The organism is Streptomyces yamdrokensis, from assembly GCF_053890455.1.
The window spans coordinates 5,737,176-5,751,342 of record NZ_CM132679.1; the positions used below are offsets into that span (position 1 = coordinate 5,737,176).

Consider the following 14,167-nt stretch of genomic DNA (forward strand, 5'->3'; position numbering starts at 1 on the left):
GCGGCGGGGAGTGCCGGGCACGCTGTTGGGTGTCTGAGGGCACGGCCGTAAGGTCTGTCTTCGGGATGCCGACCCCAGTGAACTCCGGTTGTTGCCGGGGGTGATGGGTGGTTGGTCGTTGTTTGAGAACTGCACAGTGGACGCGAGCATCTGTGGCCAAGTTTTTAAGGGCGCACGGTGGATGCCTTGGCACCAGGAACCGATGAAGGACGTGGGAGGCCACGATAGGCCCCGGGGAGTCGTCAACCAGGCTTTGATCCGGGGGTGTCCGAATGGGGAAACCCGGCAGTCGTCATGGGCTGTCACCCATACCTGAACACATAGGGTATGTGGAGGGAACGCGGGGAAGTGAAACATCTCAGTACCCGCAGGAAGAGAAAACAACCGTGATTCCGGGAGTAGTGGCGAGCGAAACCGGATGAGGCCAAACCGTATGTGTGTGAGACCCGGCAGGGGTTGCGCATGCGGGGTTGTGGGATCTCTCTTTCACGGTCTGCCGGCCGTGGGACGAGTCAGAAACCGTTGATGTAGGCGAAGGACATGCGAAAGGTCCGGCGTAGAGGGTAAGACCCCCGTAGTCGAAACATCAGCGGCTCGTTTGAGAGACACCCAAGTAGCACGGGGCCCGAGAAATCCCGTGTGAATCTGGCGGGACCACCCGCTAAGCCTAAATATTCCCTGGTGACCGATAGCGGATAGTACCGTGAGGGAATGGTGAAAAGTACCGCGGGAGCGGAGTGAAATAGTACCTGAAACCGTGTGCCTACAAGCCGTGGGAGCGTCGCGCAAGGACTTGTCCTTGCGTCGTGACTGCGTGCCTTTTGAAGAATGAGCCTGCGAGTTTGCGGTGTGTTGCGAGGTTAACCCGAGTGGGGAAGCCGTAGCGAAAGCGAGTCCGAACAGGGCGTTTCAGTAGCATGCTCAAGACCCGAAGCGGAGTGATCTAGCCATGGGCAGGTTGAAGCGGAGGTAAGACTTCGTGGAGGACCGAACCCACCAGGGTTGAAAACCTGGGGGATGACCTGTGGTTAGGGGTGAAAGGCCAATCAAACTCCGTGATAGCTGGTTCTCCCCGAAATGCATTTAGGTGCAGCGTCGTGTGTTTCTTGCCGGAGGTAGAGCACTGGATAGGCGATGGGCCCTACCGGGTTACTGACCTTAGCCAAACTCCGAATGCCGGTAAGTGAGAGCGCGGCAGTGAGACTGTGGGGGATAAGCTCCATGGTCGAGAGGGAAACAGCCCAGAGCATCGACTAAGGCCCCCAAGCGTACGCTAAGTGGGAAAGGATGTGGAGTCGCACAGACAACCAGGAGGTTGGCTTAGAAGCAGCCACCCTTGAAAGAGTGCGTAATAGCTCACTGGTCTAGTGATTCCGCGCCGACAATGTAGCGGGGCTCAAGCGTACCGCCGAAGTCGTGTCATTCATACAACAGGGCCAACGCCCGTATGGATGGGTAGGGGAGCGTCGTGTGCCGGGTGAAGCAGCCGCGGAAGCGAGTTGTGGACGGTTCACGAGTGAGAATGCAGGCATGAGTAGCGATACACACGTGAGAAACGTGTGCGCCGATTGACTAAGGGTTCCTGGGTCAAGCTGATCTGCCCAGGGTAAGTCGGGACCTAAGGCGAGGCCGACAGGCGTAGTCGATGGATAACCGGTTGATATTCCGGTACCCGCTGTGAAGCGTCAAACATCGAGCATCGTGATGCTAAGGCCGTGAAGCCGTTCCGGACCCTTCGGGGAATGGAAAGTGGTGGAGCCGCCGGCCCAAGCGGTTAGTAGGTGAGTGATGGGGTGACGCAGGAAGGTAGTCCAGCCCGGGCGGTGGTTGTCCCGGGGTAAGGGTGTAGCCCGTCATCCAGGTAAATCCGGATGGCATGTGGGTGAGACCTGATGCCGAGCCGATTGTGGTGAAGTGGATGATCCTATGCTGTCGAGAAAAGCCTCTAGCGAGTTTCATGGCGGCCCGTACCCTAAACCGACTCAGGTGGTCAGGTAGAGAATACCGAGGCGTTCGGGTGAACTATGGTTAAGGAACTCGGCAAAATGCCCCCGTAACTTCGGGAGAAGGGGGGCCATGTCCGGTGATGGGGTTTTCCCTCTGAGCTGGGTGTGGCCGCAGAGACCAGCGAGAAGCGACTGTTTACTAAAAACACAGGTCCGTGCGAAGCCGTAAGGCGATGTATACGGACTGACGCCTGCCCGGTGCTGGAACGTTAAGGGGACCGGTTAGTCACTCTTCGGGGTGGCGAAGCTGAGAACTTAAGCGCCAGTAAACGGCGGTGGTAACTATAACCATCCTAAGGTAGCGAAATTCCTTGTCGGGTAAGTTCCGACCTGCACGAATGGCGTAACGACTTCTCGACTGTCTCAACCATAGGCCCGGTGAAATTGCACTACGAGTAAAGATGCTCGTTTCGCGCAGCAGGACGGAAAGACCCCGGGACCTTTACTACAGTTTGATATTGGTGTTCGGTTCGGCTTGTGTAGGATAGCTGGGAGACTTTGAAGCTGCCACGCCAGTGGTGGTGGAGTCGTCGTTGAAATACCAGTCTGGTCGTGCTGGATGTCTAACCTGGGTCCGTGATCCGGATCAGGGACAGTGTCTGATGGGTAGTTTAACTGGGGCGGTTGCCTCCTAAAGAGTAACGGAGGCGCCCAAAGGTTCCCTCAGCCTGGTTGGTAATCAGGTGTTGAGTGTAAGTGCACAAGGGAGCTTGACTGTGAGACCGACGGGTCGAGCAGGGACGAAAGTCGGGACTAGTGATCCGGCGGTGGCTTGTGGAAGCGCCGTCGCTCAACGGATAAAAGGTACCCCGGGGATAACAGGCTGATCTTCCCCAAGAGTCCATATCGACGGGATGGTTTGGCACCTCGATGTCGGCTCGTCGCATCCTGGGGCTGGAGTCGGTCCCAAGGGTTGGGCTGTTCGCCCATTAAAGCGGTACGCGAGCTGGGTTTAGAACGTCGTGAGACAGTTCGGTCCCTATCCGCTGTGCGCGTAGGAGTCTTGAGAAGGGCTGTCCCTAGTACGAGAGGACCGGGACGGACGAACCTCTGGTGTGCCAGTTGTCCTGCCAAGGGCATGGCTGGTTGGCTACGTTCGGGAGGGATAACCGCTGAAAGCATCTAAGCGGGAAGCCTGCTTCGAGATGAGGACTCCCACCTCTATAAGAGGGTAAGGCTCCCAGTAGACGACTGGGTTGATAGGCCGGATATGGAAGCACGGCAACGTGTGGAGTTGACCGGTACTAATAGGCCGAGGGCTTGTCCTCAGTTGCTCGCGTCCACTGTGTTGGTTCTGAAACCACGAACAACCCCGCACCCGTCCCCGGACGGTGTGTGGTGCGGTTGGATTGATTGTTTCATAGTGTTTCGGTGGTCATAGCGTAGGGGAAACGCCCGGTTACATTCCGAACCCGGAAGCTAAGCCTTACCGCGCCGATGGTACTGCAGGGGGGACCCTGTGGGAGAGTAGGACGCCGCCGAACAATCTTTGACAGGGTTGGACCCCGAACTTCGGTTCGGGGTCCAACCCTTTTTCGTTCTGCGTCACTTGAAGTTCACGTTGCGCGACGAGCATCCATCCCATGGGTACTGCTGCACTGCTCAGGGCCGCTGGTGTCGGAATCGGTGACGAGGTGGTCGTGTCCGCCTTCGGGAACGTGGAAGTTGCCGAGGCCGTCACTCTCGCGGGCGCGTTGCCGGTGTTCGCCGAGATAGATCCGGTGACCTACTGCCTCGCGCCGGCCGCTGTGGAAGCGGCCATCACCTCGCGCACGGCGGCCGTTGTCGCCGTGCACCGTTTCGGCAGGCACGCCGACATGGCGCGGTTGCACGCGCTCGGACAACGGCACGGTCTGCTGGTGCTGGAGCACGGGGAGTCCGAAGCTCCGTACGAAGAGGTCGCCCGGCGCAGGGAGCGGGCCGCCTACCTCGACGCGAAGCTGCGGGGTGTGGGGACGCCCGACGGAGGCGACGGGCACACCTATCAGCAGTACGTCGTGCGGGTGCCCGGCAATGGACGACCTGACCGGGACGCCTTCGCACGAGCCGTGCGGGCCAAGGGAGTCGAGTGCAGGGTGCCGGTGAAGACGCCTGTGCACCGGTTGCCGGGGTTCCGGCGGTGCGTGTCTCTGCCCGAGACCGAACGGGCCGCCGACGTGACGCTCGCTCTGCCCGTGGACGCCTCGTTGACCAAGCGGGACATGCAGCGCGTGGCGTCGGCGTGCAATGCGCTGGGCGGACTGCTGCAGCCGGCTGTCTGAACCGCGGTCGCGGACCGGTGGTTGGGAGCACGGGGCTGCTCAGGGTATGATCTATTCCGTTGCCGGGCGGGAGACCGCGAAAAGCAACAGGCCCCTATAGCTCAGTCGGTAGAGCGTCTCCATGGTAAGGAGAAGGTCAACGGTTCGATTCCGTTTGGGGGCTCCGACAGAAAGGCCCCGCCCTCCCGGGCGGGGCCTTTCTCATGTCCTGATCCGATCCAGCTCAGTTCTGGTGGAGCTCCGGGAGGCGCATGGTGAGGATCGCCATGTCGTCGGAAGGGGCGTCGGAGGCGAAGCGTTCCACCGCGCGCATGATGCGGGCGGCGACCGCGCCGGCGGTCAGGCCCGTGCAGGTCGTCAGAACGTCGGCGAGTCCGTCGTCGCCCAGCATGCGCGGGCCTTCACGGCGCTCGGTGACACCATCGGTGACGCACAGCAGGACATCGCCCGGATCGAGCGTGACCGTCTGTTCGTACAGTTCCAGGTCTTCCAGGACGCCCAGGAGGGGCTGCGGGTCGGCGGCCGGTTCGACGGTGCCGTTCTGGCGCAGGCGCAGTGGCAACGGGTGGCCGGCGCACACCACCTTCAGCTCCGCGCTGCCGTCCTCCTGAGGGCGCAGTTCGCCGTAGAGCAGGGTGAGGAAGCGGCTGCGGGCGCCCTCGTCGAGGATGGCGGAGTTCAGGCGCTCGAGGACCGCAGGGCCACTGAGGCCCTCACGGGCGAGCAGCCGGAGCGCGTGCCGGGCGAGGCCGGTGACGGCCGCGGCGTTCGGGCCCGTACCGCAGACGTCGCCGATGGCGAAGCCGTAGGCGCCGTCGCTGATCGGGAAGAGATCGTAGAAGTCGCCGCCGACCTCGTTGCCCTCGCCGGCCGCGCGGTAGATGACCTCCACCTCGACGCCCTCGATCGTCGGCAGCTCGGGGGGTAGGAGACTGCGCTGGAGGGACTGGCTGATGGCCGTGCGCTCGGAGTAGAGGCGGGCGTTGTCCAGGGCGAGGGCGGCCCTGCGGGAGAGGTCCTCGGCGAGTTCGAGGATCTCCTGGCGGAAGTGTTCGTCGGTCGGCTTGCCGAGCGTCAGCATGCCGATGACGCGGTTACGGGCGACCAGCGGGAGGACCACCGTCTCGCCGCCGACCGCGGAGGCCGTGGTGAGGTTGGGGCCGATGCCGGGAGTGACCCGGGTGTCCGGGCTGCCGCTCAGCCCCAGACTGCGCATGGACGTGCGCAGGGCCGCCTGATGGGCCACCTCGCCGGGCGTCGACCAGACGCGGGCGCCGGGGGTGGGGACCGGATCGGGCGGGGCGATCTTCGAGAGCAGGGACTTGATGCCGTCGATGAGATCCTCGTCCTCGTGCAGCACGTAGGAGAGGTACGGCTCGGAGGCCTGGTCGGCGATCGTGTAGACGGCGCACCAGGTGGCCAGGGTGGGAACGGTCATCTGGGCCATGAGGGCCAGGGTCTGGTCGCGGTCCAGGGTGCCGGCCAGCAGGTCGGACGCCTCGACGAGGAAGCTCAGCGAACCCCGGCGCAGTCGCTCCAGCTCTCCCAGACGGGCCGACTCGACGGCCAGGGCGATGCGGTCGGCGGCGAACTGGAGGCGTAGCGCCTCCTCGTTGGAGTACCGGCCCGCTCCCTCCGCGGCGACGCCGAGGGAGCCCGTCAGACGGCCCTCGACCTTCAGTGGGACGGTGACGACCGAGCGCATGCCGGTGCCGTTGAGGAGCGGGACCGCGCCGGGCAGGGCGGCGAGGTCCTCGTGGACGGCCGGCATACGGGCGGAGCCGTAACGGCCGGAGCCGGCTTCCACCGGAACGCGGGCGAAGCGCTGACGGGCAGAGGGCAGGCCGGTGGAAGCACGTACCTCGAGTTCCGTCTCGTCGTCGGTGGCGAGGAGCAGGAAGGCGGAGTCGCCGTCGAGCATGTCGCGGGCGCGTTCCACCGTGCGCTGGAGGAGGCCGTCGAGGTCGTCCGGGGCGGGCGAGCCGATGAACACCTCGAAGGGGTCGATGTTCTGGCTCTCGGAGGAGGCGCCCGAGTCGGAGGGGACGCGCGACGGGGTCTGCAGTACCGCCCGTTCGTGGTCCCTGACGAGGAGGCACACGGTTGACGGATCGCCGTCCGTGTCGCGGACGCGCAGGTGCGAGGCGTAGACGGGGATCACCCGGCCGGTGGTGTCCCTTATGCCGTAGCTGCCTTCCCAGCGGGAGAGCTGGAGCGCCTCCGCGATGCCGGTGCCGGTGCCGGGGGTGTGCGGCCAGGCCGCGAGATCGGTGAGGGGCTTGCCGACGACCTGGTCGGCCGTGTAGCCGAAGAGTTCCTCCGCGTCCTCGTTCCAGGAAGAGATCGCGCCGATGCGGTCGATCTGCACAACGGCGACGCGGACCCGGGTGTCGGCGATCGGGAGGAGTTCGGACGGCAGCGCCGGTCCGGCCGAGCGCGCGCCCACCGGGCGGTCGGGGACGTCGAGTTGGAACCAGACGGTCTTGTGGGCAGGGGTGTACTCGACGCCCCATCGGCCGGCCAGGGCCGCGCAGAGCTGGAGGCCGCGTCCGCCCTCGCGGTCGGGGCCGCCCATGTCGGCGGCCGGGCCCCGGAGCGGGACCTCACGTTCCGGATACCGGTCGGTCACCTCGATTCGTACGCCGTCGTCGCAGCGCAGGCACAGCAGGTCGGCCCAGGTGCTGGTGTGGATCACGGCGTTGGTCACGAGCTCACTGGTGAGGACCACGGCGTCGTCGACGATGTCGGCGAACCCCCATCCCTGGAGGGTGTCGCGGACGAAGGAGCGGGCACTCGCGACCGAGCGCCCGACGGGCTCGAAGCTGGCGGCCGCACGCGCGGTGATCACAGAACTCCTCGACCGGTTCTCGACGGGCATGGTTCCATGGCCGACCGGCTCGCGCCGCTGGTGCGGCAGACCGCTCGTCGGCCGAGGGTCCGGGGGCTGTTCCCCCGGGATCAGTCCGGTGGTCATGTGTGCGGCCGCCCTCCGATGCCCGCTCGTCTCCGTGCCACCGCCCAGACCGGACGGACCGGTGTGGCTGGACAGCCGGATGCAAGGTTACTTACCTTCGCGGTCCGAGCGGATGCCGGTCTGCTGTGTTTCCGTCGGGAGGTGTCCGACGGCCGGTGGCTGTGCGGACGGTGTGCGAAGCTGCCGAACTGTTATGGCCCGGTCCGGTGGGGTGAAACACTGGGCAGGCAGGCTGTCGCGAAGGCCCGGACGGACGGGCGGCGGCCCGGGTAGCGCCCTGGTAGGCAGGGCAGGTATCGCAGTAGTACACGCATATGCACGAGTAAGCAGAGCGAGCACAAGCAGTCAGCAGTCACAGGTACGCCCGTGCGGTGGTACCCGAGCACAGCAGTAACGGTCGACCCCTGCGGGAGGGACACAGTGGAGTCTGGCGCAGCGACGCGGGGCACGAACACGCGCGCGAAAGGCGGACAGTCCCCTAGTAGGCAGGGCAGGTCCCGGGGCGGGACCACCGCGGTGGACACCGCGGCCCTGAACCGCCTCATGGTCGCCCTGGTGGCGATGCGGGACGGCAACTTCCGCAAACGGCTCACGGTGTCCGGCGACGGCGTGATGGCGGAGATCGCGGCGGTCTTCAACGAGGTGGCCGACCGCAATCTCCATCTGACGGGCGAGCTGGCGCGGGTGCGGCGCATGGTGGGGCGCGAGGGGAAACTCACCGAGCGCCTGGAGGCGGGGGCCTGTGAGGGCTCCTGGTCCGCCGCGATCGACAATTCGAACGCGCTGGTGGACGATCTGGTACGGCCCGTCTCCGAGGTCAGCCGGGTGCTGTCGGCGGTGGCCGACGGCGATCTGTCGCCGCGGATGGAGCTGCGGGCGCAGCTGGGCGGGGGCGACGGCCAGGGACAGCCGCTGCGCGGCGAGTTCCTGAAGGTCGGGCGCACCGTCAACAATCTGGTCGACCAGTTGTCGACCTTCACCGACGAGGTCACGCGGGTGGCCAGCGAGGTCGGTACCGAGGGCAAACTGGGCGGTCAGGCCAGGGTACGGGGCATGTCCGGTTCGTGGAAGGACCTCACGGACTCGGTCAACACCATGGCGGAACGGCTGACGGCGCAGGTGCGCGACATCGCGCTGGTGACGACGGCGGTCGCCCGGGGCGATCTGTCCCGCAAGGTCACCGTGCATGTCGAAGGCGAGATGCTGGAGCTGAAGAACACCGTCAACACGATGGTGGACCAGCTCTCGGCGTTCTCCTCCGAGGTCACCCGCGTCGCACGCGAGGTGGGCACCGAGGGTGCGCTGGGCGGACAGGCGCAGGTGTCCGGTGTGGACGGCGTGTGGAAGGAGCTCACCGACTCCGTCAACACCATGGCCGGGAACCTGACGGCCCAGGTGCGCGGGATCGCGGAGGTGACGACCGCGGTCGCCAACGGCGACCTGTCACGGAAGGTGACCGTTCCGGCGCGGGGCGAGGTCGCTCAGCTCGCCGAGACGATCAACCAGATGACCGAGACACTGAAGATCTTCGCGGACGAGGTCACCCGGGTCGCCAACGAGGTCGGGGCCGAGGGACAACTGGGCGGTCAGGCGAACGTGCCGGGAGCCGCCGGTACCTGGAAGGACCTGACGGACTCCGTCAACACGGTGTTCCGGAACCTGACGACGCAGGTGCGGGACATCGCCGCGGTGACGACGGCGGTGGCCAACGGCGACCTGTCGCAGAAGGTCACCGTGGACGTGGCCGGCGAGATGCTGGAGCTGAAGAACACCGTCAACACGATGGTCGACCAGCTGTCCGCCTTCGGCGCCGAGGTCACCCGCGTAGCGCGCGAGATCGGGGTCGAGGGTGAGCTGGGCGGCCAGGCGCAGGTGCCGGGTGCCGCCGGTACGTGGAAGGACCTCACCGACTCCGTCAACACCGCGTTCCGCAACCTCACCGGTCAGGTGAGGAACATCGCCCAGGTGACGACGGCGGTGGCCAACGGCGACCTGTCGCAGAAGGTCACCGTCGACGTGTCCGGCGAGATGCTCCAGCTGAAGAACACCGTCAACACGATGGTGGACCAGCTGTCGAGCTTCGCCGACCAGGTCACACGCATGGCCCGGGACGTGGGCACGGAGGGACGGCTGGGCGGTCAGGCCCGGGTGGACGGAGTGTCGGGCACCTGGAAGGAGCTCACCGACTCCGTCAACTCGATGGCGTCCAACCTGACCGGTCAGGTGAGGAACATCGCCCAGGTGACGACGGCGGTCGCCCGGGGCGACCTGTCGCAGAAGATCGACGTGGACGCGCGCGGGGAGATCCTCGAGCTGAAGAACACGATCAACACGATGGTGGACCAGCTGTCGAGCTTCGCCGACCAGGTCACGCGGGTGGCCCGTGAGGTGGGTACGGAGGGCCGGCTCGGGGGCCAGGCGCAGGTGCCCGGCGTCGCCGGTGTGTGGCGCGACCTCACCGACTCGGTCAACGGGATGGCCGGCAACCTCACCGCGCAGGTGCGCAACATCGCCCAGGTGGCGACGGCGGTGGCCCGGGGCGACCTGTCGCAGAAGATCACCGTGGACGCGCGCGGGGAGATCCTCGAGCTGAAGAACACGCTGAACACGATGGTGGACCAGCTGTCGTCGTTCGCCGAGGAGGTCACGCGGGTGGCCCGCGAGGTGGGCACGGAGGGCATTCTCGGCGGTCAGGCCGAGGTGCAGGGTGTCTCCGGCACCTGGAAGGACCTCACCCAGTCGGTGAACGGCATGGCGAACAACCTGACCCTCCAGGTGCGCAACATCGCCGAGGTCACCACCGCGGTCGCGAAGGGCGATCTGTCGAAGAAGATCACCGTCGACGCCAAGGGCGAGATCCTCGAACTCGTCACCACGGTCAACACGATGGTGGACCAGCTGTCGTCGTTCGCCGAGCAGGTGACCCGGGTGGCCCGCGAGGTGGGCACCGAGGGCATCCTGGGCGGCCAGGCGCACGTGCCCGGGGTCACGGGCATCTGGAAGGACCTGAGTGACAACGTCAACCTGATGGCCAAGAACCTGACCACGCAGGTGCGCAACATCTCCCAGGTGTCCGCCGCGGTCGCCAGCGGCGACCTCACCCGGCAGGTCACCATCGAGGCGCGCGGCGAGTTGGCGCAGCTCGCCGACACCATCAACATCATGGTGAAGACACTGAGTTCGTTCGCCGAGCAGGTCACCAAGGTGGCCCGTGAGGTGGGTACGGACGGCATCCTCGGCGGTCAGGCGCACGTACCGGGCGTGGCCGGTACGTGGAAGGACCTCACCGAGTCCGTGAACCGGATGGCGTCCAACCTGACCGGTCAGGTGCGCAACATCGCCATGGTGACGACGGCCATCGCCAAGGGTGACCTGACGAAGAAGATCGACATCGACGCGCGCGGGGAGATCCTCGAGCTGAAGACCACCATCAACACGATGGTCGACCAGCTGTCGTCGTTCGCCGAGGAGGTCACGCGCGTGGCCCGCGAGGTGGGTACGGAGGGCCAGCTCGGCGGACAGGCCCGAGTGCGTGACGTCGACGGCACCTGGCGGGACCTGACCGAGTCCGTGAACGAGATGGCGGGGAACCTGACCCGGCAGGTGCGTGCCATCGCGGGCGTGGCGACCGCGGTGGCACGCGGCGATCTGAACCTGAAGATCGACGTGGACGCGTCCGGAGAGATCCAGGAACTGCAGGACTACGTCAACAAGATGATCGCCAACCTGCGCGACACCACGATCGCCAACAAGGAGCAGGACTGGCTGAAGGGCAATCTGGCCCGTATCTCCGCGCTGATGCAGGGCCGTCGGGACCTGGAGGACGTGGCCTCGCTGATCATGAGCGAGCTGACGCCCGTGGTCTCCGCGCAGCACGGCGCGTTCTTCCTCTCGATGCCCCTGGCCGACGGGGAGGACGTGAATGTCGCCGACGACGACCAGTACGAGCTGCGCATGCTCGGTTCGTACGGCTACTCGCTGGGCTCGATGCCGACGTCGTTCCGTCCCGGTGAGGGGCTCATCGGGACGGCCGCCATGGAGAAGCGCACGATCCTGGTGGAGAACGCGCCCAGCGGCTACCTGAAGATCTCCTCGGGTCTCGGGGAGGCGCCGCCCGCACAGGTGATCGTGCTTCCGGTGCTGTTCGAGGGGACCGTGCTGGGCGTCATCGAGCTGGCCTCGTTCACTCCGTTCACGCACATCCAGAAGGACTTCCTCAACCAGATCGCCGAGATGATCGCGACGAGCGTCAACACCATCTCGGTGAACACCAAGACGGAGCTGCTGCTGGCGCAGTCACAGGAGCTGACCGAGCAACTCCAGGAGCGTTCGGCCGAGCTGGAGCAGCGGCAGAAGGCACTCCAGGCGTCCAACGCCGAACTGGAGGAAAAGGCCGAGCTGCTGGCCCAGCAGAACCGCGACATCGAGGTGAAGAACACCGAGATCGAGGAGGCGCGGCAGGTCCTGGAGGAGCGCGCCGAGCAGCTCGCGGTCTCCATGCGCTACAAGAGCGAGTTCCTGGCCAACATGTCGCACGAGCTGCGCACCCCGCTCAACTCGCTGCTGATCCTGGCCAAACTCCTCGCCGACAACGCCGACGGGAATCTCTCCCCGAAGCAGGTCGAGTTCGCCGAGACCATCCACGGCGCCGGCTCCGACCTGCTGCAGCTGATCAACGACATCCTCGACCTGTCGAAGGTCGAGGCGGGCAAGATGGACGTCTCCCCGACGCGCATCGCGCTCGTCCAGCTCGTGGACTATGTGGAGGCCACCTTCCGGCCACTGACCGCGGAGAAGGGCCTGGACCTGTCGGTGCGGGTCTCCCCGGAGCTTCAGGCCACGCTGCACACCGACGAGCAGCGACTGCTGCAGGTGCTGCGCAACCTGCTGTCCAACGCGGTGAAGTTCACCGACTCCGGGTCCGTCGAGCTGGTCATCCGACCGGCTCGTGACGACGTCCCACAGGCCATCAGGGAGCAACTGCTGGAGGCCGGTTCGCTGACCGACCCGGACGCCGACCTGATCGCTTTCTCGGTGTCCGACACGGGCATCGGGATCGCCGCCAGCAAGATGCGGGTGATCTTCGAGGCGTTCAAGCAGGCGGACGGCACGACCAGCCGCAAGTACGGAGGTACGGGGCTCGGGCTGTCCATCTCCCGGGAGATCGCCCAGCTGCTCGGCGGTGAGATCCACGCGCAGAGCGAGCCGGGCCGCGGCTCGACCTTCACGCTGTATCTCCCGCTGCAACCGAGCGAGTTGCCGCCGCACGGCTACCAGCAGTCCATGCCCGCCCTGGAGGGCGGCCCCGCCGCGTCGGCCGGTTCCTCCGGCGCGGGGGTGGAGGCACCGGCCGAGGTGACGTCCTACCGGGAGACCCCGAACGGTCCTGCCGCGCTGTTCCGGCGGCGCCGCAGGCCCCTGCCCGAACTGGAGCAGCGGCCCGCGCGGCAGCAGCCGGAGCAGTGGCCGACGACGCCGGGCACGGAGCTGGAACAGGATCAGGCGCCCCGGTCGCAGCGAGGTATCCGGTTCGGCGGGCAGAAGGTGCTCATCGTCGACGACGACATCCGCAATGTGTTCGCGCTGACCAGCGTCCTCGAACAGCACGGCCTTTCCGTGCTGTACGCGGAGAACGGCCGCGAGGGCATCGAGGTGCTGGAGCAGCACGACGACGTGGCGGTCGTCCTGATGGACATCATGATGCCCGAGATGGACGGATACGCGACGACGACGGCGATCCGCCGGATGCCGCAGTTCGCGGGGCTTCCGATCATCGCGCTCACCGCGAAGGCGATGAAGGGGGACCGGGAGAAGGCGATCGAGTCGGGAGCCTCCGACTACGTGACGAAGCCGGTCGACCCCGATCACCTGCTGTCGGTGATGCAGCAGTGGATGCGGGGCGTGTGACCGTGGCGCCCCGAGGGAGGGGGCGTGAGGAAGGTGGCCCGGGCCGTGCGATGGTGGAGGGGAGCTTCGCCGTTCATGCGGAGTTGCTGACCCGGTGTGCGCGAAGTCGTGTAGAAGTACGGGATTCGGGGAACCTTCTGGTCTCACTCCGCGTTTCTGCTACGTGCACAGTGACATCACGGTGACAGGGTGTGTCGACGGGCGGGGTGCGGCTACGATGACCGGCACAAGGACGGGCGGCGCAAGGGAGCCGTCCCCTGGGTCGGCACCCGCCGGTGTCCACCCAGGACCTGCGGACAGGGGAGGCCCCAAGCCGGGGCGAGGAGGGCGGGCCATGGTGCAGAAGGCCAAGATCCTCCTGGTCGATGACCGGCCGGAGAATCTGCTGGCGCTGGAGGCGATCCTCTCGGCGCTCGATCAGACGCTGGTACGGGCATCGTCCGGGGAAGAAGCACTCAAGGCGCTGCTCACGGACGACTTCGCGGTCATCCTGCTGGATGTCCAGATGCCGGGGATGGACGGCTTCGAGACCGCGGCGCACATCAAACGGCGGGAACGGACGCGGGACATCCCGATCATTTTTCTCACCGCGATCAACCACGGCCCGCACCACACGTTCCGCGGGTACGCGGCGGGTGCGGTCGACTACATCTCCAAGCCGTTCGACCCGTGGGTGCTGCGCGCGAAGGTCTCGGTCTTCGTCGAGCTGTACATGAAGAACTGTCAGCTGAGGGAACAGGCGGCTTTGCTGCGGCTCCAGTTGGAGGGCGACGAGAAGGACGCCGGGGAGCCGAAGGAGTCCGCCGGCCTGCTCGCCGAACTCTCCGCGCGGCTGGCGGCCGTCGAGGAACAGGCCGAGGCCCTGTCCAAGCAGCTCAACGACGAATCCACCGACGCGGCCGCGGTGGCCACGGCGGCCCATCTGGAGCGCAAGCTCACGGGGTTGCGGCGGGCGCTGGACGCGCTGGAACCGGGCACGGGCAGCGCGTCGCCGATGCCGTCGCAGAACTGACCGACGG

At 66.1% G+C, this 14,167-nt stretch carries 4 protein-coding genes, 1 tRNA gene and 2 rRNA genes; 6 read left to right on the plus strand and 1 reads right to left on the minus strand.

Features of this window, described 5'->3' with window-relative positions:
- Positions 1–154: 154 nt before the first annotated feature.
- From ACWZEH_RS25565 to ACWZEH_RS25580, 4 genes are all read left to right on the plus strand, one after another.
- A 23S ribosomal RNA gene (locus ACWZEH_RS25565) occupies positions 155–3,274 on the plus strand.
- Between the two features lie 99 nt (positions 3,275–3,373).
- A 5S ribosomal RNA gene (rrf, locus tag ACWZEH_RS25570) occupies positions 3,374–3,490 on the plus strand.
- A gap of 114 nt (positions 3,491–3,604) precedes the next feature.
- Positions 3,605–4,267 (plus strand): DegT/DnrJ/EryC1/StrS family aminotransferase, encoded by a 663-nt coding sequence (locus ACWZEH_RS25575; RefSeq protein ID WP_456199826.1) that lies wholly within the window; start codon positions 3,605–3,607, stop codon positions 4,265–4,267.
- A gap of 90 nt (positions 4,268–4,357) precedes the next feature.
- Positions 4,358–4,430: transfer RNA gene (locus ACWZEH_RS25580), tRNA-Thr, on the plus strand.
- A 60-nt stretch (positions 4,431–4,490) separates the two neighbouring features.
- Here ACWZEH_RS25580 and ACWZEH_RS25585 read toward each other — a convergent pair.
- Positions 4,491–7,241, minus strand: a complete 2,751-nt coding sequence (locus ACWZEH_RS25585) for a SpoIIE family protein phosphatase (protein ID WP_456193437.1) — start codon at positions 7,239–7,241, stop codon at positions 4,491–4,493.
- 420 nt (positions 7,242–7,661) lie between these two features.
- Between ACWZEH_RS25585 and ACWZEH_RS25590 the strand changes: the two genes are divergently transcribed.
- Positions 7,662–13,148: a HAMP domain-containing protein gene (locus tag ACWZEH_RS25590; protein WP_456193438.1), complete on the plus strand. Its 5,487-nt coding sequence runs from the start codon at positions 7,662–7,664 to the stop codon at positions 13,146–13,148.
- A gap of 334 nt (positions 13,149–13,482) precedes the next feature.
- Complete coding sequence (locus ACWZEH_RS25595) at positions 13,483–14,160, plus strand: response regulator (protein WP_456193439.1); 678 nt, start codon at positions 13,483–13,485, stop codon at positions 14,158–14,160.
- Positions 14,161–14,167: the final 7 nt, after the last annotated feature.